Annotated in this window: 20 protein-coding genes, 1 tRNA gene and 2 pseudogenes; 13 read left to right on the top strand and 10 right to left on the bottom strand. The window is 60.4% G+C overall.

From position 1 onward, the window contains the following. Positions 1 to 4: 4 nt before the first annotated feature. Positions 5 to 80: transfer RNA gene (locus tag O2K97_RS08350), tRNA-Lys, on the top strand. A 49-nt stretch (positions 81 to 129) separates the two neighbouring features. On the opposite strand, the gene O2K97_RS08345 is transcribed toward O2K97_RS08350, so the two are convergent. Together O2K97_RS08345 and O2K97_RS08340 are read right to left on the bottom strand one after the other, a co-directional pair. Then, the gene (locus O2K97_RS08345) at positions 130 to 1,197 is read right to left on the bottom strand and encodes a tyrosine-type recombinase/integrase (protein WP_200165762.1); all 1,068 of its coding nucleotides are present in this window, start codon (positions 1,195 to 1,197) and stop codon (positions 130 to 132) included. Positions 1,198 to 1,390: 193 nt separating this feature from the next. After that, complete coding sequence (locus tag O2K97_RS08340) at positions 1,391 to 1,945, bottom strand: hypothetical protein (RefSeq protein WP_088582839.1); 555 nt, start codon at positions 1,943 to 1,945, stop codon at positions 1,391 to 1,393. 411 nt (positions 1,946 to 2,356) lie between these two features. Between O2K97_RS08340 and O2K97_RS08335 the strand changes: the two genes are divergently transcribed. From O2K97_RS08335 to O2K97_RS08320, 4 genes are all read left to right on the top strand, one after another. Next, positions 2,357 to 3,130 (top strand): hypothetical protein, encoded by a 774-nt coding sequence (locus tag O2K97_RS08335; RefSeq protein WP_200165770.1) that lies wholly within the window; start codon positions 2,357 to 2,359, stop codon positions 3,128 to 3,130. 74 nt (positions 3,131 to 3,204) lie between these two features. Beyond that, the gene (locus O2K97_RS08330; protein ID WP_200165772.1) at positions 3,205 to 3,780 is read left to right on the top strand and encodes a tyrosine-type recombinase/integrase; all 576 of its coding nucleotides are present in this window, start codon (positions 3,205 to 3,207) and stop codon (positions 3,778 to 3,780) included. Next, entirely contained in the window at positions 3,777 to 3,995 is a 219-nt protein-coding gene (locus tag O2K97_RS08325) for a hypothetical protein (RefSeq protein WP_269218899.1), read from the top strand. Before O2K97_RS08330 ends, O2K97_RS08325 begins: the two co-directional genes overlap by 4 nt. A 29-nt stretch (positions 3,996 to 4,024) precedes the next feature. After that, the gene (locus tag O2K97_RS08320) at positions 4,025 to 4,357 is read left to right on the top strand and encodes a DUF3768 domain-containing protein (protein WP_269218898.1); all 333 of its coding nucleotides are present in this window, start codon (positions 4,025 to 4,027) and stop codon (positions 4,355 to 4,357) included. Between the two features lie 114 nt (positions 4,358 to 4,471). Here O2K97_RS08320 and O2K97_RS08315 read toward each other — a convergent pair whose 3' ends face one another. Further along, positions 4,472 to 4,756: a helix-turn-helix domain-containing protein gene (locus tag O2K97_RS08315; protein WP_269218897.1), complete on the bottom strand. Its 285-nt coding sequence runs from the start codon at positions 4,754 to 4,756 to the stop codon at positions 4,472 to 4,474. 93 nt (positions 4,757 to 4,849) lie between these two features. Between O2K97_RS08315 and O2K97_RS08310 the strand changes: the two genes are divergently transcribed. Then, entirely contained in the window at positions 4,850 to 6,139 is a 1,290-nt protein-coding gene (locus O2K97_RS08310) for an energy transducer TonB (protein ID WP_269218896.1), read from the top strand. A 217-nt stretch (positions 6,140 to 6,356) separates the two neighbouring features. Here O2K97_RS08310 and O2K97_RS08305 read toward each other — a convergent pair. Further along, a protein-coding gene (locus O2K97_RS08305) for an IS3 family transposase (RefSeq protein WP_269218895.1) occupies positions 6,357 to 7,546 on the bottom strand; the annotation gives its coding sequence in 2 pieces (ribosomal slippage) (positions 6,357 to 7,288 and positions 7,288 to 7,546; 1,191 coding nt in all). A gap of 330 nt (positions 7,547 to 7,876) precedes the next feature. On the opposite strand from O2K97_RS08305, the gene O2K97_RS08300 reads away from it, so the two are divergent. After that, positions 7,877 to 8,164, top strand: a complete 288-nt coding sequence (locus O2K97_RS08300) for a hypothetical protein (protein WP_269218894.1) — start codon at positions 7,877 to 7,879, stop codon at positions 8,162 to 8,164. 1,240 nt (positions 8,165 to 9,404) lie between these two features. After that, positions 9,405 to 9,908 (top strand): ferritin-like domain-containing protein, encoded by a 504-nt coding sequence (locus tag O2K97_RS08295; protein WP_039248899.1) that lies wholly within the window; start codon positions 9,405 to 9,407, stop codon positions 9,906 to 9,908. Positions 9,909 to 10,014: 106 nt separating this feature from the next. Here O2K97_RS08295 and O2K97_RS08290 read toward each other — a convergent pair whose 3' ends face one another. Next, entirely contained in the window at positions 10,015 to 10,482 is a 468-nt protein-coding gene (locus O2K97_RS08290; protein ID WP_269218893.1) for a mechanosensitive ion channel family protein, read from the bottom strand. A gap of 151 nt (positions 10,483 to 10,633) precedes the next feature. Next, positions 10,634 to 10,879, bottom strand: a pseudogene (locus tag O2K97_RS15720) (mechanosensitive ion channel family protein); the annotation flags it as partial. Between the two features lie 314 nt (positions 10,880 to 11,193). Here O2K97_RS15720 and O2K97_RS08285 point away from each other — a divergent pair. Both O2K97_RS08285 and O2K97_RS08280 read left to right on the top strand, forming a co-directional pair. After that, complete coding sequence (locus O2K97_RS08285; protein ID WP_419466059.1) at positions 11,194 to 12,405, top strand: mechanosensitive ion channel; 1,212 nt, start codon at positions 11,194 to 11,196, stop codon at positions 12,403 to 12,405. 942 nt (positions 12,406 to 13,347) lie between these two features. Further along, a pseudogene (locus tag O2K97_RS08280) lies at positions 13,348 to 14,375 on the top strand (IS3 family transposase); the annotation flags it as partial. 423 nt (positions 14,376 to 14,798) lie between these two features. On the opposite strand, the gene O2K97_RS08275 reads toward O2K97_RS08280, so the two are convergent. The 4 genes from O2K97_RS08275 to O2K97_RS08260 all read right to left on the bottom strand — a co-directional run bounded on the left by O2K97_RS08275 (position 14,799) and on the right by O2K97_RS08260 (position 20,340). Then, entirely contained in the window at positions 14,799 to 15,122 is a 324-nt protein-coding gene (locus tag O2K97_RS08275) for a helix-turn-helix domain-containing protein (RefSeq protein ID WP_269218891.1), read from the bottom strand. A gap of 220 nt (positions 15,123 to 15,342) precedes the next feature. Continuing rightward, positions 15,343 to 17,874: a hypothetical protein gene (locus tag O2K97_RS08270; RefSeq protein WP_269218890.1), complete on the bottom strand. Its 2,532-nt coding sequence runs from the start codon at positions 17,872 to 17,874 to the stop codon at positions 15,343 to 15,345. 302 nt (positions 17,875 to 18,176) lie between these two features. Next, positions 18,177 to 19,448: a DUF2130 domain-containing protein gene (locus O2K97_RS08265; protein WP_269218889.1), complete on the bottom strand. Its 1,272-nt coding sequence runs from the start codon at positions 19,446 to 19,448 to the stop codon at positions 18,177 to 18,179. 103 nt (positions 19,449 to 19,551) lie between these two features. Next, positions 19,552 to 20,340: a thermonuclease family protein gene (locus tag O2K97_RS08260; RefSeq protein ID WP_269218888.1), complete on the bottom strand. Its 789-nt coding sequence runs from the start codon at positions 20,338 to 20,340 to the stop codon at positions 19,552 to 19,554. Between the two features lie 135 nt (positions 20,341 to 20,475). Here O2K97_RS08260 and O2K97_RS08255 point away from each other — a divergent pair, with 135 nt between their 5' ends. The 3 genes from O2K97_RS08255 to O2K97_RS08245 all read left to right on the top strand — a co-directional run bounded on the left by O2K97_RS08255 (position 20,476) and on the right by O2K97_RS08245 (position 24,106). Then, positions 20,476 to 21,153, top strand: a complete 678-nt coding sequence (locus O2K97_RS08255) for a vWA domain-containing protein (protein WP_269218887.1) — start codon at positions 20,476 to 20,478, stop codon at positions 21,151 to 21,153. A gap of 86 nt (positions 21,154 to 21,239) precedes the next feature. Then, on the top strand, positions 21,240 to 21,908 hold the full coding sequence (locus O2K97_RS08250; protein WP_419466058.1) for a PP2C family serine/threonine-protein phosphatase: 669 nt from the start codon (positions 21,240 to 21,242) through the stop codon (positions 21,906 to 21,908). Then, positions 21,905 to 24,106, top strand: a complete 2,202-nt coding sequence (locus O2K97_RS08245; protein WP_269218885.1) for a helix-hairpin-helix domain-containing protein — start codon at positions 21,905 to 21,907, stop codon at positions 24,104 to 24,106. The genes O2K97_RS08250 and O2K97_RS08245 overlap by 4 nt, the downstream gene beginning before the upstream one ends. The last annotated feature ends 673 nt before the right edge of the window (positions 24,107 to 24,779 follow it).

Genomic DNA, 24,779 nt, shown 5'->3' with positions numbered 1-24,779 from the left:
GGTCGGGTGATTAGCTCAGTTGGTAGAGCAGCTGACTCTTAATCAGCGGGTCGTAGGTTCGAACCCTACATCACCCACCATCGTCCCCCTTGTTTTTGCTAGAGAAAATCCCCCACCATTGGGAAGCGACTATGTGCGCTCAGCCTTAGTTGGGAAAAAAGTTGGAAAGCCCGCTTTCGCTTCGAGCTTCTTGATCGCAGACACAGCGAGCGAATGATCGCGCTTGAGATAGTGGCCATCGAGGATCGCACCGACGTCTCGCAGGCTATGGCCCGTGATCGTAGCGATCTCAGCTTCGTTGCAACCCGCCATAGCTAAACGGGTGACCGCCGTTCCGCGCAGATCGTGGAACGTGACGTCGGCGATGCCAGCTTTGGCGCAGGCCTTTCTCCACGAAGCGCGGAAACCAGATTCGGTCCAAGCCCGTCCCGCTTCAGTGGTCAAAATCGTCTCGCTGTCGCCCGTATGGATGGCGAGCGTCTCGAGGGCCGCCCTCAGAGGGGCGCCGACAGGGATCGCCACTCGCGCTCTTGTTTTGCGCTGCTTGAGCCGAATGACGTCGCCATCATAGTCGCTCCAGCTCAGCCGCAGCAGATCCCCCTGCCGTTGCCCGGTCCATAACGCGAGAAGCAACGCTAGTTGGAGATGGCGAGGGGCCTGCGCCAGGAAGGTCGCTTCATCATGGTCGGTCCAGACATTATCCCGTCGCGTCGCACGATAGACGCGCCCTTGTCGCTCCAATGGATTGAAAGGGGCGAGCCCCCGGTCAACGGACCAAGACAGAGCGCGCGCGAAGACGGTGAACCGGTAGTCAGCTGTACGTCGCGAGCTCAACGCTAAGCGGTCGCGCCAGGATAAGAAGTCGCCCCGCACGCGCTTGTCGCTCAGCGCGGCGATAGGGAAGTCGCCGAACTCGCTGGCGATCGCTCGAAGATGCTTTTTGTAATCTGTGCGCGTACGTTCGGCGAGACTGCGGAAGTCCGATGACGACTCATAGGCGTCCAGTAGGGCGACGAGGGTATCGGACGGCTTGCGCCTACGGTCGGCGAGGGCCGCGTTGTAGTTTTCCATGAACTCGGCAGAGCCCAGCTCGCCCTCGATGCGCGGACCGCCCTTCCAAGCGTAGTAGTAGATGACCTTCGTTCCGTCGGCGCGCGTCTTTCGCACGACGTTGAGCCCTTTCAGCTTAATGCGCACCCCGCTTAGCCTTCCACTGATCATACGCACTTAGGACGGGCTCTACGGTCACCCCGCCCTTTGAGATGCGGATCACGCCGTCAGGCATTATCTCGACGCTGGTCGCGTCGAACCCCGCTTCATTGGCCCCTTTCAAGGCGCGCGCCACATCCGCCTTTGTGAATCTTGTTGAAGCCCTTGGCATTATCGCCCCCTACTCAACGATCGTGATCATGCGGCTGCGCGCGCCGAACAGGGTCGCGAGCTCTTCGAGCCGATCATCAGCAATCAGGGCCTGCTCCGCCCGCAGATAGACGAGCTGGACACAGAGATTGAGATTGATGGTTATGAGACCATCGAGCCAGCGATCCTGCCCGAGGGCTTCCTGGATGCTTTGCAGCTCGCTCGCGATGTCACTCGCTGATCCAACCAACGGAAACTGGTCGTCGGCGACAAGCGTCGTCTCTGCGATGCCGAAGGAGGTCACCACGCCGAGATAGACGGGATCGGTAGACTTGCGGTCGTTCTCGCTCGCGCGCTCGATGGCCACGTCGAAATAGAGATCGACCCACGCACGCGCGTTATTCTTTTTAACGCCACATCGCGCCAATGCGACAGCCGCCTCAAAGGCGATGGCGTCCTCAACCGTGAAATCCTGCCACCCCGAACCAGGAGGCCGCCCACGCATCGGGACATGTTTACGGGCCTTGAGAAGATTAAAGGCCTCCTCGCTCAACCCCACCAACTTCACTAGCTGCGATCTGCGCATGCGTTGCTTCTCCGATTACGAGCGAAAGGTATCATGCTGATATAACAATATCAATAGGATATTTTTTGAAGACGGCCGGCTCGGTTCGGCACTTTTTTTCATGCCTTTTCAATGCGTTATTGACATTGCACCAAATCGATGGTATAATGAAATGTCAGCCAAACACATCGAGATCAGTCCATGCTCAGCGAAATGCGCGGCTCACGGCCAGCGCGGATCGTGAGCATTCACGTCAAAGGCTCCCCCGCCACACGCCCCCGATCGACCGAGCTTCGCCTCGACTTTATGGTCACAATCATGCGCGCCATTCGGCGCCGGGGTTGGCGCGCTCTCGACGCCATTGTCTTCCCCGCTGGCTACCTTCGAACGGCAGACTGGCTCGCTCCGGCTCCAACCACACTCAGACGCGCGATGATCGACGCATCTGTCGGCGACATCTGCGTCCAGGCCGTTCGTAAGCTCAGTGAAGGGTCGCCCGGGTGCGTCATCGTGATAGGGATCGACACCAACCGGTTCCGCCCGTGGGGGTTTCGAGGAGACCAGGCTCTAGCGGCATTCAATCAGAATGGCTGTCTAGCGGTCGTCCGAAAAATCTTCCCGACAGATGGCGATACCAATGAATATGGTCGTGCCCCGTATCTCTTGGACCATGAGGATGCTCTCACCGAAGATCGTTTTCTGCCGCTCCCCAACGGCGACATCGCGATGCTGTGCCTCTGCTACGACAGCTTCGTCTTCTCCGAACTTGCGCTAGGCCCAACGACCAAGCTGCGAGCCATGCGATACAAGACGGCCGTTCCAGATGGATGGGACGACCTGACGCCAACGGAATCGTGGCTCTGGCTTTCAGACCTTTACCACCGAATTCGCACTCATTGGCCCCGCGTGCTCCTCAACCCTATCCACGGGTTCGACGCCCCCGGTCGGGAAGTCTTTTGGCATCGTCACGGGCTCGCATGCGCCAGCAGCTTCCTCGGCGGCGGCTTAGCAATCGGGGCAGCGCATTATCAAAGAATGCTACCAACCGAGGGCTTCGCCATGCTGGCGGCTTCACGGGCGCCGCCGGAGCAACTCGGGCTCGCGAACTTTCGAACGGCCTACACGCATGCCCCGACAGATAGCTTCAGCGTTCGGGGCAGCGGCCGTCGCCCGATGAACGCATTTATTCAGCTCCACGAGGGCTGACTTCGACAGCTCTTACCACCCTGCCCCCGCGCCCCAAGCGCGGGGGTATTTTTGCATGCCCAGAAAGGAACTTCATGGCCGGCAGACAAGCAAAGATCCTCACCAGCGGCGAGCTTCGGCGACTGCTCGCACACACTCGGCGCTCCCCGACCCCCGAGCGAGATCGCGTCATCGTGCTACTCTCGGTCCGCGCCGGGTTGAGAGCCTGCGAGATCGCGGGGTTGGACTGGTCCATGGTCACGGACGCTAGAGGTCGAGTGTCGAACATCATCGAGCTTAGAGACGCGATCGCTAAGAAGGGATCCGGCCGTCGCATTCCCATCCATCCAGAACTCAGTCAGGCCCTGGTCAAGCTGGCCCCAAAAGCACTACGCATAGGGCCGGTCGTGCGCTCGCTAAGAGGCGGAGGCATGCGCGCAAACAGTATCGTCAACTGGTTCAGCTGCGCATTTCACGCCATTGGCGCGGACGGCTGTTCGTCGCACTCTGGACGGCGCACGTTCGTAACCGCCGCAGCAAAAGCAGCGCACCGCGCCGGCGCAAGCCTCAGGGATGTCCAACTTTTAGCCGGGCATCAGTCGATCGAGACGACGCAACGCTACATCGATGGCGATAGTCGCGCGCAACATCGATTGGTGCACACGCTGTGACCCGCTCTCTTTCGCATCTCATCGATCCCGTAACGATCAGCATTCAATCCATCGCGTTTGACCCCGATCTAGAAATTGTGGGGATCGATCTCGACGGTGGCCATTCGGTGCGGGTGACGGTTGAAACCAATGCATTGGCTGATTTTCCGCGTCAGCTTTCTCAATCGAACGGGCTCGTACTCGTTCTTACGCTGATGGCGCTGGATCGAATCTAGCGTCTTCGCCGCAAAAGGCATTTCCTAAAATGACAGACGAAAAGACTGCGCGCATTCGCGCGCTGAACGATCAACTGCGCGCGTCCGGCCAGGGCGGGCTGGTTCTTGTAACGCGAGGACTGTTGGAATTCGGTTTTCCCTTCGTCGCTCAGGTTCGCGCTGCGATCGCGCGAGAAACCAACTTTCCCGCTGGTAACGACCCTTATAACGAGCACGATTTCGGCGGCGTCGATATCGAGGGCAACCGTGTCCTCTGGAAAATCGATTATTACGATCTGGATCGTCGATATGCCTCTGACGATCCGTCAGATCCAAACATCACCCAGCGCGTCATGACCATTATGCTGGCTGATGAGTACTAAGCGCCCCCCAGACCCATCTAGATGTGTTCCTGATCCATCTAAACGGCTTTTAGATCGGTCAACTGGGCCCAATTCTCGTTTTTCCCCAAAAGCTGTTGTGGGGATTATGTGGTCCTATTCGGCGATTTTTGGTTCACCGACACGCGTCGCGACCATTGGGATCTTGGAAAGCTCACCAAGACCTACAAGCAGCCGGCCCGCGTCAATGTTTAGGGCGTCAGCCAACTTCAGAAACTGAATAACGTTGAGACGGACCCGTTCGGATTCAAATTTTCCGATCCAGGAGTGATCGACGCCAAGCCGCTCGGCCAACTGGCGCTGGCTTAAACCGGCAGCAATTCTGGCCTCCACAAGCCGCCTGACGAGCTCTCGGTGAGGCTCGGAAAAAGCGACGTTCATCGGGGGAAGAACTCAACCATCCCCTTCTCGCTAGACCCCGCCCAGGTTGCTGCTAAAAGAGCAGCACCTGGGCGACCTTTGATAGGATTTCACATGACCCGGCTTCCGCCGGCAGCCCTATTGGCTGCTATTCCCCTTTCGGCCTGCATCCCGCAATCGCCGGAGCAGGTCTGCGCATCGCCCCAAGTTCACCAGGACGTCATTTCTGTCCTGATCGCCAATCTTGGTGACTATCGTCTTCTTCTTGGAGATGGCGTCGACGCCGCTATCGCCCGGCGCTCTGACATCGCAGAGATCATCGCAGACGAGATCCAGTTCGCAGATATTGCCGTCGAAGGGCGAGATCCTCAGACCAAACGTGTCAGCTGTTCAACCACTGTCTCCCCTGCTTCAGGCGATGGTCAGAGCTATCGGTTGGAATTCACGCGCCAGAAGGAAGCTGGAGGCCGCGAGTATCTCTATACCACATCGATTTCGGATGGACCTGGTAGCCGGCAGACAACGTCCTCTGTTCCAGACGTTTGGTTCTTCGAGCTGGTCGCCAAAGCGACAAAGCGTCTTAGACAAGCCGGGGCTACGACGGATGCGGCGCAGCCCACCGATGAGCAGGCCAGGACATCCGATCCCTACTCCAGCGACCAAACGCTCTTCGAGCGCGGAGGTTTGAAGTTGGTCAGCAACAATGAGGAGAACGACGTCTTCTGCATTGGATGCGAAGGGTCGCGAAGCCGTCGCGCTCTGCGGTTGGGGCTCGTTCATTTCACGCAGGCCTGGGGCGACTTTGTGTTGTTGACCCAAAATACGGGCAACGCCGCAGGCGGCGGGACGACCTATGCGGTCAATCTCAAGACCATGAAGATAAATGATCTCCAGACAAACTCAGGCGCCGGCCCTACGTTTGAATTCCAGAGGTCTGACGGGGGAGTGATAATCGAGGTTTCCCAAAGCGGTAGAAAGCGAAGGCTTATCCTGGTCCCGGCTACGGCTAGCCCTCAAAGGCCCGAGACAGACCCCGCCCCATCTGAGAGATCCTCACCTCGCTCTGAAGACGCAATCCCTTCGCTAAATCACGACGTCTCAAGACCGAGCGCGTCGCAGCCCCCAACCATCACGCCTGCGTCATGGATATCCCAGCCACAACCTAAAATGCCTCAACGCGCGATAGAAGCAGACGTAACTGGCGCGGCGCTACTGCAGTGCACAGTTACAACCAACGGTCGTCTGGCCGATTGCGAGGTGCTGTGGGAAAGCCCACCGCGATATGGATTAGGTCCCGCAGCCGTTGCAGGAGCGTTATCATCCGGGAGACTGCGACCCGCCATGTCGGGCAATGACCCCGTGCCTTCAACCATCCGTTTCCATGTGACGTTTGAGGCTCAGTGACTATGCTCATTACGACATTGGCTTCGGCCCTGATTGCGGCTTCCCTTGCCCCGACCGAAACGGCTTCCCAGGCAGTCGGTGGATCTAAAAACCGTCCGAGCTCGATCTCTGAGCATCTTCTTTCAGAGTATCGTTCGGTCTGTAACGGCACCAATCCGCGAGGCGGACTAAATCGTATCAGTGACCAGGGTGAAGACCGTGACGTGACCCCCGTTTCTCATCCAGCCATAACGAGAGTCCTTTGCTGATCTGAACTGGGGTTGGTGGGGTTGGCAAGAGGCCGGTCAGCGCAGCCTTCAACCAGCGCAGCGGACCGGCCGATCTGTCCGTTGAGCGCATCTGCGTAAGCCTGCGGCGTCAGCCATCCCAGCTTCGAGTGCGGCCGGGTTTCGTTGTAGTCGCGCCGCCAGGTTTCGAGCACGGCACGGGCGTGCGGCAGGGACCGGAACAGCGTCTCGTTCAGCAGTTCGTCGCGCAGGCGGCCATTGAAGCTCTCGTTGAAGCCGTTCTGCTGGGGCTTGCCCGGCGCGATGTAATGCCAGCCCACGCCGGTGCCGTCGGCCCAGGCCAGGATGGCGTTGGACGTATATTCCGTGCCGTTGTCGCTGATGATCGTCTCGGGGCGCCCGCGTCGCAGGATGATGGCGTCCAGTTCGCGCGCCACCCGCCGGCCCGACAGCGAGGTGTCGGCGACGAGTCCGAGGCACTCACGTGTGCAGTTGTCGATCACCGTCAGGATGCGGAAGCGCCGCCCGTCGGTCATCTGATCGGACACGAAGTCCAGCGACCAGCGCTGGTTCGCGACCAGAGGAATCTCCAGCGGCCGCCTTGTGCCCATCGCGCGTTTGCGCCCGCCGCGCCGACGCACCGTCAGCTTTTCCTCGCGGTAGATCCGCTGGACCCGCTTCTTGTTGACCGCATGGCCCTCGCGCCGGAGCATCACGTGCAGACGACGATAGCCGAACCGCCGACGCTCCTGGGCCAGGGCCTTCAGCCGATCGCGCAGGGTGCCATCGTCCGGTCGTGTCGCCTGATAGCGCACGCTCGTCCGATCAATGCCCAGCACCCGGCAGGCCCGCCGTTCGCTCATCTCGTAGGCCGACTGCAGGTGCGCCGCCGCCTCTCGATGCGCAGCGGGCGTCACCACTTTTTTCCCAGCAGATCCTTCAGCGCGACGTTGTCCAGCATCGAGTCCGCCAGCATCCGTTTCAGCTTGGCGTTCTCGTCTTCCAGCGCTTTCAGACGACGGGCCTCCGACACGTCCATGCCGCCATACTTGGCCTTCCACTTGTAGAAGGTCGGCGAGCTCAGCCCGTGCTTCCTGCACAGGTCCGCCACCGGGACACCGGCCTCCTGCTCGCGCAAGATTCCGATGATCTGCTCTTCCGTGAACCGTGATCGCTTCATTCTGTCCGTCCTTTCGAGGGGCGGACTCTAGCTATTCCTGGAGGAGTTTCAGGGGGTCACGTCAACCACTACGTCTAAATAACCAAAGCACTTTTGCACTGTAAATATTATATAATCAGCTTTGTTATTGATCGATAGAGTTGAGAAAAACGCGCCTCATGGGCGCTAATCTTACAATTGCTTCAAACGACCTTCAAAGGAAACCAACGCATGACAAAATCAACGCGAGAGAGTGCAAGCCGCGGTGCTGAAAAGTTAACGCCGGGGCTAAAGTTCCGACCCCCTACCCCTCTTTTCGAGGCTCGGACCTATTGCGGCTCGGAGCATCACTTGAGAGGTTTTGATATAAACAAACGTGGATCCGCAAATGACAAGGAAATAGATAAAACCCAGAGGAAGAAAATTTACAAATTGATAGACCAGCTTCATGATGAAGGGATATCGGCAAGCAGCATCGTCATCGCGTTGCTAGATTGCGCGGTTGATCTTACCGCTGCGTATCTTCCAAACGAAGGCAAGGCGTATACGCCGTTTGTGGAGGCTACCGCCCACCTTTTCAATCATTACGCTGCAGTCGGGGTGTCTGACATTGACACACCATGGGATTTGTACGGATGAAATCCTATGCCTGAAGGCAACAGAATGCTTTTGTGAAGGTGGTATAGACGGGGTTTAAACTGGTAAGCCCCGTCTTTAGCATTTGACAACAATCCCACTCTATTCGGTCCATCAAAGGCGCCTACGACCCAATATTGCTATACGATACAAAAGTGCGAGTCATATCGGACATCGGGTTGGTGTGACTTCGACCACACCTGGAATGTTCACAGCGCCTGCCCCGGCGCGTAAAACGGGCCGCAGCTGTTGGATTTTTCCCCGCATCAGTGGGTTTGTCTGGATCTACACTTAGACAGGCCTGCGCCGGCTTTGCGCCAGGAACGACCGTTTTTATTCACCCAGAAAGGCGAGCTTCGAGTGCTCGACCAAGCAACGAAGATCGGATCTGTGCGTCCCGCGCGGCGGCGATGCTGGGTCATTTGTAGACTATCGCCAGACCGTAGATTCGGAGATCCGCGCCCCTTGCCATCTCAACAACTCGCGTTACGTTAAAGGCATCCGGGAGGGAATAACCGGGCAGGCCCGTTCCGAACCTTCAGTGGCTCAGGGGCGGGCCGAACTTGGTTTTGACCGCTGCGGCGAGTCTGTTTCGACAAAGTACAGGCCCTCCCCCCCTACCAACGCCGGCTGACATGACCATGCGTTAAGGCTAAGCTGGCGCGTCGCGGCTCATGCCCGAACTGCGTCAGGCGGCCTGGCTGGGCGAGGACATCATCGGCCAGGCCGCATTACCGCCCTTGAGGGCTGCGATGGATGGAGTCGCACTGGATCGGAACGCAATGCGGGTCCACCAGATGTTCGCTGCCAGCCTCGCCGATGGGCAGCAGTCGCTGGCGGGTTGTTCTTTCCCGGGACGACATATCCGGGCGGATCGCAAACACAGCTCCCGTCAGCAGTCATGAAAAGGAGCGTGGCGCTTTCGAATTCCTTGGCGGCTTGCTGGGCAAGCCCGCTTCGCCTGCGACGGCGCCCGGGAGAGGGTGAATGGTTGGCCGCAGGCGGCGGTTTCCGTGTCGGCCGAGGGACGCGGTCAGGTGGGGCGGTCGGCCGGCCTCGTCGTTCACTGGAAGCGGACTCGTCGGAAGTTGCGCAGAACCGTGTCGGACGCGGCCCGCTGGTGCTCGCGGCGGTCGAGACCTGCGCCTGCGTCCGCCTACCCGCCTGCCCTGCGAACAGGAACCAATAGAGCCGCCTGCCCTTTTTGCTGGGCGCGCTAGGCGCATCATCAGGAGTTTGCACCATGGCCGAGAAAACCCTCGACACCCTGTTCCACGACACGCTTAAGGACATTTATTATGCCGAAAGGAAGATCCTGAAGTCTCTGCCGAAGATGGCCCGGGCCGCGCAGTCCCCCAAGCTAAAGGCCGCCTTCGAAAAGCACAAGGATCAAACCGAAGGCCAGATCGAACGCCTGCAGCAGGTGTTCGAGATCATCGGCAAGGCTCCCCGCGGCAAGACCTGCGACGCAATCGAAGGCATCCTTGCCGAGGGGGACGAGATCATGGAGGAGTACAAGGACACAGCTGCGCTCGACGCAGGCCTGCTGGCCGCGGCCCAGGCCGTGGAACACTATGAAATCACGCGCTACGGCACGCTTAAGCGCTGGGCGCTGGTGCTGGGTCTCGAGGACGCCGCTGCCCTGCTAGACGAGACGCTCGAGGAGGAGTCCCAGACCGACGAAGACCTCACCACGATCGCTGATGCTGCAGTCAACGCCGAAGCGATGCAACGCAAAGGCGCGTAGAGCCTCGAACCCCAACGGCCCCGTCGCCCAGCGACGGGGCGTCAACCGGCCGCCGCAGCTGACGCTTAACAATGGCTGGCAGGGGCGGCGGATCCGATGCAGTGACTCAAGCCCCGAGCGCCGGTTCCAATGGCGTCCGCTCTTCGTCGGGAGAGACCTTCGCGAGGCCTGGCCTGTTTATCGTAACCTGATGAGGATAGGGGAAGCTCAACCCATGCGCCTCCAGGGTCTCCTTGATCGCCTTGGTCAGGTCGAACCGCGCATCGACATAGTCATCGGAGCTTGCCCAGCAGCGCAGGGTCACATTGACGGCTTTGTCCCCCAAACTGGTGACCTTGGCCCAGGGCGGCGGATCGTTCAGGACGCTTTGATTTGCCTGGGCGCACTCGATCAGGAGCCGCAAGGCCGTGTTCAGATCGTCGTCGTAATCGACGCCGAAGACGAGTTCGATGCGTCGATGGCCGGACTGGCTCATGTTGACGATCATCTCGCCGAACACCTTGCCGTCGGGCAGGTAGAGGGTCAGTCCGTCGAAATCGACGACCCTCGTGTTGAAAAGGTCGAGATCGACCATCTTCCTGTCGCCCGTTGAGCTCGACCTTGTCGCCGACCCGATAGGGTCTCAACAGGACAATCATCTCCCCGGGTGCGACGTTGCCCAGTGTGCCCTGGAGCGCCAGCCCGATCGCTAGGGACGCCGCCCCCAGGACGGCGAGGACCGACGTGGCCTGGACGCCGATCTGCTGCAGGACCGCAATTACCCCGATCGCGATGACGAGATAACGGACCAGGGCGGAAACGAAGTCAGCCAGGGTCTCGTCAGCGGTGTGGTGGTAGGGCAGTCGGTCGACAGCTCTGTGCACTAGACGGGCCAGACGCTTTGATGCCCATAGCGTCACCGCCAGGATGAGGAGAGCGACGAGGAGGCGAACGGAATAGACGCCGACGGCGCCGGCCAGTTCACGCGCCATGGTCGCGTCACCGGAAAAGGCGCTTTGCACGGTCCCCACAAGACCCGGGTCGCCGGCAGCGACTGTCGTCATGCAAGGCTCCCTAGGTTGCCCACCGGTCAAGCCTGACGAAGGTTCTCGACGGCGGATCAGGGCTGTGTCCCGGACGCGACGGAACTTGCGGCGAGCTCACAGGTTTTACCGAATGGAACACCCCGCGAAGGCGCCGGGTTTGAGAGGGCTCTATGCAAACGACAGACTACGATTTCATCAGCTGGAACGCGCTCGTTTATGAGTGGGCGCCCAAGGCGATCGGCGCCGTCCTGATCCTCTTCGTGGCCTGGTTCATCGGCAAGGCGGTCAAGTGGGCCCTGGCCAAGGTAATCAACCGCATTCCCGGCGCCGCGACGGCTACGGCGAGCGACAATCCCAAACACTCCATCGGCGCCAGCCTCGGCGATGTGGCCTTCTGGCTGATCCTGCTCTTCGGCGTCGTCGCCGCCCTCGGCGTCCTCAATCTGGGCCAGGTCGTCACCCCTCTCAACTCGCTGCTGAATCAAGTCGCCTCGTTCGTTCCGAGCGTTCTCGGCGCGGTGCTCATCTTCTTCATCGGCTTCGTGGTCGCAACCTTGGCCAAGCGCGTCGTTGAGGCGGCGCTGCAAGCCGCCAATGCCGACCGCTGGCTTGAGAAGTCTGGATTGACTAAGGCGACCGGATCGACGGGCGTAAGCTCGGCGATCGGCACCCTCGTTTTCGTCCTAATCCTCATCCCGATCACCATTGCCGCCCTCGAGCAGTTGGGCATCGAATCCCTGACCATCCCGGCGGTCGCCGTTCTCTCGACCGTCCTCGCAGCCATTCCTCACGTGCTCGCCGCCGCGATCGTTCTGGCCGTCGGCTGGTTCATCGGCCGCTGGGTCGCTCAGCTGATCGAGCGCGTCCTCCCTGCGACCGGGTTCGACCGCAGCATCTCGAGTCTGACCTCGCTGACAGCTTCGACTTCAACACCCGCGGCGCCGAATCCGGCCACGGCTCCCTATGCCGGTGACGTCACTCCTGCGACTGCGCGGGCTCTTGGCGGCGAGGTGTCGAATCCGATGACCCCATCCGGCATCGTCGGCAAGATCGCCATGGTCGCCATTGTCGCCTTCACGGCGGTGGAGGCGGCCAAGCTGCTGCAGTTCGGCACAATCGCCGTCACCCTCCAGGAAATCTTGGCGCTTGCCGGCCATGTCATCGTCGGCGGGATCATCATCACCGCCGGCGTGCTGATCGGGGGCGTTCTGGCAAACCTGATTAACAAGGGCACGGGCGGCGCGGACGGGTTCGCCTCCACCTTGGTGCGCTGGGCGACGATCGCTCTGGCTACCGCCATGGGCCTGCGGTTCATGGGGATCGCAGACGACATCGTGCTTCTGGCGTTTGGCCTGATCCTGGGGGCCGCCGCTATCGCCGCGGCTCTTGCCTTCGGGCTTGGTGGACGGGAAGCTGCGGGCAAGGTGGCCCAGATGTGGGCGGACAAGGTCACCAAGACGCCACTCCAATAACATTCCGTGTTATCGCCTACAGCGGGGCGGGCGCCAGCCGGCGTCCCGCCCCCCCGCCCCACCCTCGGCATCTTTTGGGAGGAAAGTCGTCCCTGGTGTCCAGCCTGACGTGTAGAGACCTTGAGCGCGCAGCGCTTGATCTTCTTCTTCAACATCTCAGCCTGAGCAGCGCAGGCTCTCCTGGGGGCGACCGGGATTGTGTTCTCGTTTTTGCCCGGTCTTTGAATGGCAGCCAGCTGGATGCCTCGATCCGCTATTTCGGACAGGCAGGCTCACCGGCAACATCGCTTGCGACCGAAATTCTGACCGAAGTTCTAATTGAGCGGCTGGCCCTCGACGGAATCGAGGCTGCAACAGGCGCGCCGAGAGCCGAACTAACAGACAACCGCGCCGGGTCGCCGGGCAGGCCGCGGGCTAGCTCCGCGGGAGCGACGCGATCAGATTTGTGATCATATCAAGATGGTAAGGCTTGGCGATGAATTGGCCATCGTCGGGGATGTCGGCGGGGGCCGTCGCCGAGCCGACACAGGAACGAGTAGAGGCACGCGCAGTTGGCCTGCCATCCCTATGTACGAACTTCGCTATCGCTACGGCGCCTCCTCCGAACCGGCGATCGAGCACGCCGACCTGAACGACGACGGACAGGCGGCGGTACGCGCCGTGCGAGAGTTGTTGGGAATGCCGAGCCGTCACGCAGTTGAGGTCCGGCGCGAGGGGGTCCTTATATTCTGCCGGACTCGAACCCGCCTCGTCCAGGAGACGACGGATTCCGTCTCAAGTGCAAAGTCACGCAATCGGCGGGAACCGACGCAATAGTCCAGGGGCCAGTGAGTTGAGCTAAACCTTGCCGAGCCGCTTTATCGCGGCGACAACAGGCCGCTCTCCTTCGCAATAGTCGTCCCAGGCGGAGAGTTTCTTAACCAGGCCCGGGACCGTGCGAACGGGGTGCTAGCGACGGGGACGTCGCGGCGCCCCACAACGCAGGCGTCGTCCCCGTCGCCGTCGGATCTGGCGGCTGAGGTGGCCCGGTTGCGGCGGGAGAACGGTCAGCTTCGGATGGAGCGGGACATCCTAAAAAAAGCCGCGCTCATCTTCGGAGCGACCTCCCGATGAAGTTCGGGTTCGTCGATGGGCATCGTCAGGTCTGGCCGGTCCGCGTGATGTGCGCGGTCCTCGGCTTGTCGTCCAGCGGATACTACGCCTGGCGCGGTCGCCCTGAGAGCCCAAGATCTGTCGCCAATCGCGAGCTGACCGAGAACATTCGCCTGATCCATGCCGAAAGCAGCGGCTGTTACGGCTCACCGCGTGTCCACGCCACCCTGCGGCGGCATGGGCGTCGGGTCGGTCGATCCCGCGTGGAGCGGCTGATGCGCCGCGCCGGCCTGCGGGGACTGGCGGCCCTGCCGCGTCGCGCCCGGACGACGAACAGCCGTCACGGCTATCCCATCGCGCCCAACAGGCTGGCCCGGAACATCGAGGCGGCGGCTCCCAACCAGGTCTGGCTCGCCGACCTGACCTACATCCCGACCGGCGAAGGCTGGCTCTACCTCGCCGCCATCCTCGACATGCACACCCGCAAGATTGTCGGCTGGTCGATGCGCCAAACCCTGCACACCGAGATCGCCCTCGACGCACTCAACCTGGCTGTCGAACGCCAGCGGCCCGCGACTGGGCTGATCCATCATTCGGATCGCGGGATCCAATATGCAGCAGAACCTTACCGCTTGGCTCTCGCCCGATCCGGCATCACCCCGTCGATGAGTCGCAAGGGCGACTGCTGGGACAATGCCCCGATGGAGAGCTTCTTCCACACCCTCAAAGCAGAGCGTGTCCATCACCGCGTCTACGCAACCCGAGACTAGGCCCGGCGAGATCTGTTCGGATACATCGAGGGCTTCTACAATCCCCGTCGCCTGCACTCGTCACTGGGCTATATCAGCCCCGCCGAGGCCGAACGCAGAGCGGCTTAACCCCGTCCACTTTGCGGGGGAAGATCAAACATCTGAAGGCGCGCCTTGAGATGCGTCTGGCTGACTTCGCCACCTTGCGGATCATCAAGCACCAAGGCCGCGGCGACCAGCTTCCAAGGCACAGCCACCGTATTAAGGCTTTGAAGTTCAAAGCTCCGAAATCATGCTGAGCAAAGACTTCTGCGTCGGTTTGAGGCCCCTCGTCGCGCGAGGCGCACCCGGTCAAAACCGTGAGGCACAGAGCGAGGGTGAGGTGGGCTCTCATCGACTATCACCCTGACTGAGGAGCAGGCCGACCGCCATCTTAAAAACTGCTCATCGTATGTCGACGACTGCCAGCCCCCTCTTGATCGGGCTCCTCCGTTTTTCCGTATTTGGTCTACCGCTCGTCGCGGATGTGAACTGCAACCGCTGCTCCCTCGCCTACTCGAAAGCCTCAATCATCGAGGTCACCGCATCTCGCTGATGCGCATTCAGTTTCGACCACGCCCTGATCAATCGGGCAGTTCCAGGAAGATCCTCACGCTCTTCCCCAACCAGCTCAGCGACATCACAACGCAACGCTTTCGCTGCGAGTACGAGCTTCGATGCGGCGACGCGGTTTTTACCAATCTCGTATTTCTGAACTTGCTGGAACGTCACCCCCATCGCTTCGCCCAAACGGCGCTGCGTCATTCCAACAGCTTCACGGCGATCGGTAATCGCTTTGCCAATGGCGACGTCCAGTCGCTTTTCATAGTCGCTCATGACCACAAATAGTCTCCAAATTCGGAGCCTCCGCAAGAGCCGATCTCCGTACGGCAATGGCGCTTTGCACCGGCGGCACGACCTGTGATCGAAAGCCGCGTCGCCGCTCTCAGTGCCTTTTTCTACATGTGCACTGAGAGAGCCTGACGTGTCGCTGCCGAGCTTTCTTCAGGAGATCGACCGTTCCCCAAAGCATCGGTCATCGCACACTCTGTCTGCGCTATTCGCGCTCGGACTGCTCCAAATCCAAATCGTAACCGTCTCGCAGCTCCACCATGCGCGCCACACGTCCGCTCGCGTCGACCTCAGCGCCCGGCAGTCCGCCCAGCGCCCGCAATGCAGCTTGCATCATCGGCCGATAAGGTCGGGCCAGCGCCTCGTCGAGCACCGTCCTTCCCCCATCATCCAGCTCATTGATGGGCGCGAGCCCGGCCTCAACAAGCACCGCTGCACTGTCGGGATTGCGGCACCCTGCAGCGACGATCTTCTGCGGCAACCAGCCGTTCAGCTGCGGATCAAGCGGATAGCGCGCATTCACCCCGTATCGAACGAGCAGCCGTCCGGTTGAAGGTTTGCAGGCGTTCCCCAACCCTGACCAGGCCTGCCAAAACCGATCAGGCCGGACAGCGCGACTGGGGTCGAATCCACTGGTGACAATCAGCTCAAGCACATCGTCAAAGCCAAACCCGATGGCGTGCCAGAACAGCTCTTCCAGAGACGCCATGCCGTTAGCCTCTTTGGCCAGCACAGGAATGACGAGTTGCAGGGTCTCAAACTGCTCAGAAGACGGCCGACTTGGGAACATGGAGACGTCGCGGCTCTCGTCAGTCAGACCGACAGACAGACTTCCCGACATCCCCTGCGACGTTGCGATGCCCTTGAGACCAACCGCACCGCGAGCGGACAACTCAGAAAGCAGTCCGGCATCGCGTCGCTGGATTGCCGTCTGCAGCGTCGTCAACTGACCACTGCTGACAGAGGCCGTCGCATAGTCGGACACCATCGCTTGCGCGTGAGCTTGGGCTTTCAGCGAGCCTTGATAGGGTTGCGGATCGGTTTGACCGTTAAGAAGAAAACGCGTGGTCTGCGGTCGAGCGCCCAAATCGAGAAGACGTCGCACCGTGGCCGAATCCGCCTTAGTCACCGCCCGCTCTAGAAGCGTAGGTTTCGCATCTTCGACCAGGTCTGAAGCGTTTGACGCACCCCTGACAAAGCCTGTGAAATCGCCCTTCTCAAGCTGGTCGACGAGCGCCAATCGGCGTCGACCGGCTTCCTCGACACAGCCTAGCAGCGCAGCGTCGTCACCTCTCGCTGCAGCGTTCACACAGCTTGCTGCGCGATCGGCGGTCAGGAGGTTTAGGTCAGCGCCATATTGGAAAACGAAAGCCAGGGACTCGGCATGCTGGTTTTCGGCAGCAGCACGCCATACGCGCTCTTCGGTCTGTGAACGCGCCGCCGAACCGCCCTTGCCAACGACCATCGCCATCGCGAGATCGCTTCGCCCCAAGCTCCATACCTTCATCAAACCCTGCGCTGCGGCGGGTCCGTCCACCATCGGCGCTAGTCGTCGTGCGAGCCCGTCATCGCCTTGCTCAATCGCTCTAAGAAATGCTGGAAACAGACCGCCCCCGCCACCGTCGGCGACCGCTTGCCCAATGAGATCCTCACGTCCCGTCGAGATGAGCAGCCCGACCCAATCGCATTCGGCTGCCGGTGCGGGATCATCAACAAAGGCGTAGAAGGGCTGCTCACACAACTGGGTTTGCCCCGTCATCTTCGCGCCATTTGCAATCAGGGCAGCGATCAAATCCGGGCGACGGCGCTTCAGAGCGAGCGCCAAGGCCGACGGGGCACGCGCGTCTTGTGGCTGGTTGGGTTTTGCGCCCGCAGCCAGCAAGCGCAACATCATTGGCTCGTCATCGGCGTCGGACGCCCACTCGAGGGCGGTTCGATTGAAGACATCCGTGGAGTTGACATCGCCGTTCGGCGGGGTCGACTGCGCATCTCTAGCGCGCGCGTATTCAGACCAGTTGGTGATCGGTCCGACGTATCGCGCAGCAGGTTTGCCAAGACCCACCGCGCAGATGTCGCGATAGGGAAACGAGGGGGCTTGAACGACGGCGCGGTTGTAGGCTGCAATAAAGCCGATAGCGGCTTGGCTATGCTCGCTATCACCCGGACGAATGACGTCTTGATTGACGTGCCAAGCTCCAATCATGTCGCGCGACCATGATCGACATTCTACGCCAGGCAGTCGCCACCCTTGCGGCATAGGGCCGATGGAGTTGAAGACGCCTAGGCGAAAATCGCCACGCGCCGCAGCGGTCATCGCCTCAGCGACGGGATCTCGGCCGTTCAGCCGGTCGATTTTCCTCGACAGCGCAGCACACCGGTCGTCGGATCCTTCCCCGCAGTCTGGCAGCGGCATGAAATGCCAAGTCTTGGCTTCGGACCACGCTTGAGACAGCTCATAAAACGGTGTGTCACCACCACAGGCCGAAACGGCTGACGGTGAAGTTTCCCCAACTCCATTGCTCCAAACCATCAGCGCGGGATCGCCATCGAGCGCGCGTCCGCAAAGCTCGGCCTGCTGCATGATTTGCTTCAGAGGGTTTTGCTGCTGGATCACCAATGGGACCACACGACCCGGCGCGCCGTTCAGGCCTGGAATATATTGGGTGAGCACAAGCGGCTGCGCACCGCCGACTGAAGCGGCACGCAGTGCATCAGCACGATCGACATCGATCGGCATCCCCATCAGTCCAAACCGGTACTGCAGCGATTGAACGGCGCTAGCGATCGATGAGTCGGCAGCGGACATCTCAGAAGGCGCGGGGGCAAGAGCCGCACGCACGAGCGAAACCACGCCGGCGCCGTCATCCTGTGAAGACGCACCCGTGCTCGCACAGCCGCTCACGAATAAGCAGAGCCCGATAACGAGCCCCTCGCCAAACCTTACGCTCATTAATTTCACCCCCTCAGGCGCACTTTCGTCCGATCGTAGCTCGGAGAGCTCGGCCTTGTTCGCCAGCTGCGCCTATCTCCGTTTCTACCTCAATCTTCGTCGTCCGGACCTTCGAGCAATGGCGCTTCCAGAGCTTCGATCTCCAGCATCGACCGGCCAGCGATCCCCTGCAAATCGCCGTAGAGCCCAGCCGTCGAGTCCAGCACCGTATGCAGCTGTTGCTCGCGTTTAGCCCATCGTTTCATCGTCGCTTTGCGCTCGCTAGCGAGGTCATCCTGCATCTCTGAAAACTTCTCGACGACCGCTTCGATACGGTGCCGAAAACGAGGGCCGGTGAGATAGTCATACATCAGCGCTGACTTGGTCTGTTGCCCCTCCCCGGCCGCCCGCACCCCGTTCATGAGCACGAGACTTTCTCGCAAGCTCATCGCGACGGGCATGGCGCACTTAGGCCCGGTGATCCAAACCCCCTCCATCTGCCCAAACGTCTCGATGTCCTTTGGCAACGCGTGAGAGACGATCAGCGCGAGGTCGGCCTTCGCCGCCCGCAGGTCACCCTTCAATTTGCTGAGCCAGCCATCGCTCCACGTGCGCGTGCGCTTGGTTTCCCACAGGATGGACCCGCAAACCTGGCCGGCTGGATTGACCACGCGCTGAAGGACATCGCCCCCGAACTCACCCTTTCCGACCGGTTCGATCTGATCGAAAGGGAAGCGCGCGCGCAGCATGTCCTCGAGCATCAACTCCTGCGCTTCCCCCTGAAGCTGCTGAGACCCCTGCTCTGCCTTCTTTTTCAGCTCTTCGATCTTCTGCTGCATCGACGCGATCTGCGTGTCGCGCTCTTTGACCTTCAACGAAAGCGCGTCTTCGGCTTCCTGCTTAGCCGTCACTCGAACAGCCTCCAGCCCCTCATTGACCTGTCGCTGCACCGCGAGATCCATCTCTCGCAGCTTGTCATCGAGCTCGCGCTGCTTCTTCAGCATTTCAGCCTCCGCAGCCTGTGACAGCCTCAGCTTCTCTTCGCGACTGGCCAGCATTTCCTGGAGCTCCGCGAATTTGCGATCACGCTCTTCGATGTCCGCCGCCACGATCCGTTTCGCCCGCTCAGCCTCATCCGTCGCAATCTGCTTGCGCGCATCGTCCATGCGCGCAGCCACCGTCGCCTCGATAGCCTGACGCTCCAGCTCCACACGCTTCTTCTCAGCTGCGATGTCGGCCTGGACCTTTTCAACCAGCCGATCTTTTTCGTTCAGCTGTTCGACAAACTGACGACGCGTTTGTTCAACGAGAGGACCGGCTAGGGATTCCGTCAGCTTGATGTCTGACTTGCAACTGGGGCACGTAATCGTGGGTTCGTTCATCGTCGTATTCCTCCCGTCGGCCTTCGACCGTTAACGTTTCGAATCGAGGGCTAGCGCGACGATACGTCAGAAGCGGTCGGAGCGGTTGTGCTCTTCGCGCGGTCTAATGGGCGGTCCCACACAGCATTTCGCATGGTTCGCCGTCACTGTTTCCGTCCAGCGATGCCACCCCGCACTGCGTGAGATAGAAGTAGGCTTCCGCACATGAGCTCATTTGGCGACAATAGCGTTTGCCAGAGCAGCTGAAGCTTTCATTCGCCCGCTCAGTGACGATGCTTTGGCGTGGGGCAAGCAGTGAGCGAACCTCACGCGAGCCGTCGGTTGGAATATTATCGTCACCCTCGCGTTTGCCCTTTCGCCATTCCCATGGCTCAACCGTCTCAGTATCGCTGAGCGACCACAGCCCCAGCCGATCCTGGCGAGCCCTCGCTTCAACAGCGATCAGTGTCTGATCATTCAGATACCTTCTGTAAGCCCACGCGGCGCCCTGCCCGACCATCGCGCGATTGACGTCTTCACCGTCGGCAAAGACGCGCGCCACGATACGATCATAGCGATCAGTGTCGGTCTGCTGCAGCGAAACCGCTTTGCCGAACACGAGCGATGATAACGTCTGCTTCGCGCGCGCACCCCATGGCTGCCCACGTTCGGGCGCGTCGATTTCGGCAAGTCTGATTGTGTGCTGCTGATTGCCTTCATCAAGCACCGTCAGCGTGTCGCCGTCGGTTACGCCGACAACGCGCGCGCGAAAGGTCACGGCGGGCTCGGAACGCGGAGTGATGCCGATGACGTCTGTGGTTTTCTGCGCCAAGCCCCCAATCTGGTCGCATGCGGAACCGGCGAGCGACGCCAGTGCGAGCAGCAGTATCAGGGTGTTTGTCGTGATCTGCACTGAAGGCTCGCACCTGCGAAAGAATTCCAGCCGTTCATCCTAGCGAGCAATGAAACGCAACCAGGCGACGATTCCGCCCTAGCTACCCCAAACGCTGACCGCTACAAATCTCGTCCGATTGTAGGGGGTTTCATAATGACCGATTTCGAACAGCAACCGTTCGCCGACGCAGAGTTTGCTGAGAACCCCGAACAACGGTGCCCCTGCCTGCTCCTGCTGGATACCTCTTACTCGATGACGGGTGAGCCGATTCAGCAGCTCAACGAGGGCCTCCTTTCGTTCAAACAAGAGCTGCTCGAAGATAGCCTAGCCGCCAAGCGCGTCGAGTTGGCAATTGTGACGTTTGGCCCGGTGAACACCGTGTCCGACTTCTCGACAGTCGACGCTTTCTATCCACAGAACCTTATAGCATCAGGAGCGACCCCCATCGGGGAAGCAGTTGCACACGGTCTCCAGATGCTTCGCGACCGCAAGGACAGGTACAAACAGAACGGGGTCAAATACTACCGTCCTTGGGTGTTCCTTATCACTGACGGCGCACCGACCGACAGCTGGCATGAGGCCAAACGGTTGGTGCACGAGGGCGAGGAGAAAAAGGAATTCATGTTCTACGCGGCGGCTGTCGAAGGCGCTGATATGTCCATCCTCTCCGAGATCGCTACGCGTCAACCCCTCAAGCTCAAAGGTCTAGCGTTCCGCGAGTTGTTCGCATGGCTCTCAAGCTCACTGAGCGCAATGTCTCGCTCGAACCCTGGTGATCAGGTCCCCCTTGAGAATCCGACAGCGCCTGACGGCTGGGCAGTGGCCGGCTAACCGTGTCGGCATGGCGTTGGGCGGCAGCCTCTACCATCGGCACGTCGCATCTAAGAACGGGATCGCCTCGACAGGACGCGTACGGCGTGCGCCGCACGGCTGACGGTCGCATTTGCGCCGTCGTCTCCGACGGCGCAGGCAGCGCCACGTACGGCGGCCCCGGTGCTTGGATTGTTTGCCGAGAGTTCCTTGCGCAAGCTCAAAGCTGGTCAACAAATTCACCAGGCCTTCCCGAAGATCAGATTATCTCCGACTGGGTCGACGCCATCCGCGATCGGATCTCACGAGCCGCAGAACGTCGTGCGTCCGCGCCACGCCAATTCGCAGCGACCCTAGCGGCGGTCTTTGCGACCGATAGCGAAGCGCTGGTCATTCAAGTGGGGGATAGCGTTGTCGCCGGCAGAGCTGATGGAAACTGGACAGTCCCTCTTTGGCCGGAGTCTGGCGAGTACGCCTCCACAACCTACTTCGTGACCGACAGCCCGTCTCCTCGCCTCAATCTCGCACGAGAAGCCGTCAGCTTCGATGGATTCGCGTTATTCTCAGATGGCATCGAGACGATTGCGCTCGACCATAGTGAGCAACAGGCGCACCGGCCGTTTCTCGACCCCATGATCAAGGCGATCGACAACGCACCAGGCAGCGGACGCCTCGCTCCCTTGTCAGGGCAATTGGCCAGCTATCTAGACAGCGATCGCGTGAATGATCGCACGGACGACGACAAGACGCTTATCCTGCTGTCTCGTCGGCCATGACCAAGACCATTCGCGTCGGGAATACGACGTACCAGTTAGATAAGAGGATCGGCAAAGGCGGCGAGGGCGAGGTCTACGCGGTCGCTGGAAAACCTGATCAGGCCGCCAAGCTCTACAATGCCGCGCTTGCCGGAACGCGGGAGGAGAAGGTGCGTGCGATGGTCACGCACGCGCTCGCAAGATCGACGGAGCTGGTCGCGTTTCCCTCTGACGTAGTGACAGATCACAAAGGTCGCTTCCTAGGGTTCATCATGCGCCTCGTGAGCGGGTACCGCCCGCTCCACGAACTCTACAGTCCGAAGTCTCGCCGCTCACATTTTCCAAGCGCCGACTATCGTTTCGTCGTTCGAGCAGCGGTGAACCTAGCGAGCGCTGTCGGGAAGATACACACGACCGACTGCGTCATCGGAGACTTCAATCACTCCGGTGTGCTCGTGTCGACGGACGCGACGGTGGCGCTGATCGACGCTGATAGCTTTCAGTTCACGGCGGCAGGAACATCCTATCCCTGTGTCGTCGGCGTTCCCGATTTCACCCCACCAGAGCTGCACGGTCGAAGCTTAGCAACAGTCGCTCGGACCCACGCGCACGATCGTTTTGGACTAGCCGTCGCCATCTTCCATTTGCTCGCGATGGGTCGACATCCGTATGCTGGTAGGTCTACCGGTTCTGAGTTGGGCATCGGCGAAGCGATCGCGCAGAACAAGTTCGCCTTCTCAAGAGTCCGCTCAGCGCAGACGCAGATGGTTCCGCCACCTGCCACTATAACCCTTGCGGACTTGCCTGCGCCGTTATCGGATGCATTCGAGCGCGCATTCGGCTTGAACCCTAACGATCGCCCTGACGCTTCAACATGGGTCTCGGCGCTTAAAGGCCTCGAGACCTCGCTGAGTCATTGCAGTAGGGTTCGCTCTCACTACTACCCGAGCGCCGCCGGTCAGTGCTCTTGGTGTCGGATCGCAGAGCAGTCCGGGGTGGACATGTTCCCGGAACCTCTAGGTGCCGGTCGAACCCATGCGACTGGAGGCCCATTCGACGTCGAACAAATCGCCGCAGCTCTGCGCCAGTTTTCCCTGCCCGCTTTAGAGACGCTTCTTCCGCAATGGGCTGGTTCGATCGACCCTGCGAGCGACCGACTTAAACAGGCGAAGGCCTCCCAGTCCACGAACAGGATGTTCGGCGCTGGTATCTTTGCTGCGGCCATTGCTGGCTTCTACTATTTCCCCGCCCTATTTCTTCTTTGGTTTCCCGTGCTCCTGTGGGGCGTGCGGATGGCGTGGACGGGCGCCAAACCCCGGTCCTCGACCTTCACGGCCGCCTTTAATACAGCCGAAACCCAGATGCTCCAGGCCGCTCAGGCCTTTCTTCAAGGGCTGGGTGCAGGTGAACTCTATAAGGTTCACGAACAGGCCGACCGGGATCTATCAGAGTATCGGGCGCTCAACACGAATCTCACGAGCGAGCTTGCAAAACTTGAGAGCAGCAGGGAGGCACGCCAGCGGAACGCCTACCTCGACCGTTTTCATCTGAGACATGCCGACATCGCCGGCATCGGCCCAGCGAAAAAGGCCACGCTGATGTCCTACGGCGTCGAGACCGCAGCGGACCTAGTAAGAACCAAGATCGTTTCAGTCCCAGGTTTTGGCGACGCTACAGCCCAGCGATTGCTGGCCTGGCGGAGCTCACACGAGATGCGCTTTCGGTACAATCCAGACGCTTCGGACGCTCAGGCCGAACAGGCGCTTCGTGGCAAGTTCGCTGCCCGAAAAGCAGACCTTCAGCTTCGGCTCCTTTCCGCGACCTCCGCGCTGAAGACGGGGAAGCCGCAGCTTCTAGAAAGGGCAAAACGTCCTGACCATCGCTTGTCGAGCGCCCAAAGAGAGCTAGCGCGTGCTGAACACGAGCTTCGTGAGATCGGCGCTTCAGTTCCGGCCAGGCGGCCGATCCAAAGCTTTGTCACCCCACCAAGCGCGTCTCGACCTGCGAGCTACGGCACGCCTACTTCCCCTGGCGCGACGATCCGAACCACGCACGCACGTCCGGCTCAGACGCCTTCTAATTCGAATAGCAAAAGTGGCGTGAGCTGCCCCAAGTGCGGCTCGCGCATGATACGTCGAACGGCTCGGCGGGGACGAAATGCGGGTGGGCCGTTCTGGGGCTGCTCGCGCTACCCCCGATGCCGTGGCACTCGGAACTGATCCGAATAGTGCATTTGTCTTCATCTGCACTGTGAGGTCACCACAGCATGCGACCGGTCGACCTTGGGGCCGGCGCTATCCTCCACATCCCAATAGGGCCGCCTTTCGCGATAGCGGCTGCGGCCCTAGGGTAACGGCGGTTAGGGTACTGGGAGAAGAACGTTGGGAAGAGACAGCTATCGCGGTGGATCCACGCTTCTGAAAATCTGGCCTACCGCTCGCAGCAAGCCGAAAGCCGACGGTCTTCTAACGCGCGAGGTCAGCTTCGAGAGGTACGGGACCGAGCCGGCGACTCCCCTCCTCCCTCCGAAGACAAGTTCTAAGAAGCGAAAACCTAAGACCGTCCAGCCCAACTCAGCACCCACGCCAGCCTCGCTGACCTCGCAACGCCCAAACGCGCGTCCAGTCGATCGCAGCGTCACGCGCGCTAACGAGACGACCAAGCGAGAGTATGGCGCAGAAGAGGTAATGAGCTATTTGATGGACAGGCACCCAGCCTGTCCCAAGATCGTGCGAAAACGTATCGTAAAGATAGCTACGCAGGGACGCTGGACAGGCCTCACCCTGGCCCAAGCGGTATTTCGTTCGGCAGACCACTACGTACTAACTGAAGTCTGCGGGGTTCATAAACTCATCGAATGCGGCATTGATCACGTCGCAGCCAATCGGTTAG

The organism is Brevundimonas vesicularis, from assembly GCF_027105095.1.
GTDB classification, from domain to species: domain Bacteria; phylum Pseudomonadota; class Alphaproteobacteria; order Caulobacterales; family Caulobacteraceae; genus Brevundimonas; species Brevundimonas vesicularis_E.
This window is presented reverse-complemented; position numbering and strand designations above follow the sequence as displayed.

Coding starts and splice junctions, on each gene's coding strand:
- O2K97_RS08340 (WP_088582839.1), bottom strand. CDS start 1,945: ATGCGCAGATCGCAGCTAGTGAAGTTGGTGGGGTTGAGCGAGGAGGCC.
- O2K97_RS08335 (WP_200165770.1), top strand. CDS start 2,357: ATGATCGACGCATCTGTCGGCGACATCTGCGTCCAGGCCGTTCGTAAG.
- O2K97_RS08330 (WP_200165772.1), top strand. CDS start 3,205: ATGGCCGGCAGACAAGCAAAGATCCTCACCAGCGGCGAGCTTCGGCGA.
- O2K97_RS08320 (WP_269218898.1), top strand. CDS start 4,025: ATGACAGACGAAAAGACTGCGCGCATTCGCGCGCTGAACGATCAACTG.
- O2K97_RS08315 (WP_269218897.1), bottom strand. CDS start 4,756: ATGAACGTCGCTTTTTCCGAGCCTCACCGAGAGCTCGTCAGGCGGCTT.
- O2K97_RS08310 (WP_269218896.1), top strand. CDS start 4,850: ATGACCCGGCTTCCGCCGGCAGCCCTATTGGCTGCTATTCCCCTTTCG.
- O2K97_RS08295 (WP_039248899.1), top strand. CDS start 9,405: ATGGCCGAGAAAACCCTCGACACCCTGTTCCACGACACGCTTAAGGAC.
- O2K97_RS08290 (WP_269218893.1), bottom strand. CDS start 10,482: ATGGTCGATCTCGACCTTTTCAACACGAGGGTCGTCGATTTCGACGGA.
- O2K97_RS08275 (WP_269218891.1), bottom strand. CDS start 15,122: ATGAGCGACTATGAAAAGCGACTGGACGTCGCCATTGGCAAAGCGATT.
- O2K97_RS08270 (WP_269218890.1), bottom strand. CDS start 17,874: ATGCCGATCGATGTCGATCGTGCTGATGCACTGCGTGCCGCTTCAGTC.
- O2K97_RS08265 (WP_269218889.1), bottom strand. CDS start 19,448: ATGAACGAACCCACGATTACGTGCCCCAGTTGCAAGTCAGACATCAAG.
- O2K97_RS08255 (WP_269218887.1), top strand. CDS start 20,476: ATGACCGATTTCGAACAGCAACCGTTCGCCGACGCAGAGTTTGCTGAG.
- O2K97_RS08245 (WP_269218885.1), top strand. CDS start 21,905: ATGACCAAGACCATTCGCGTCGGGAATACGACGTACCAGTTAGATAAG.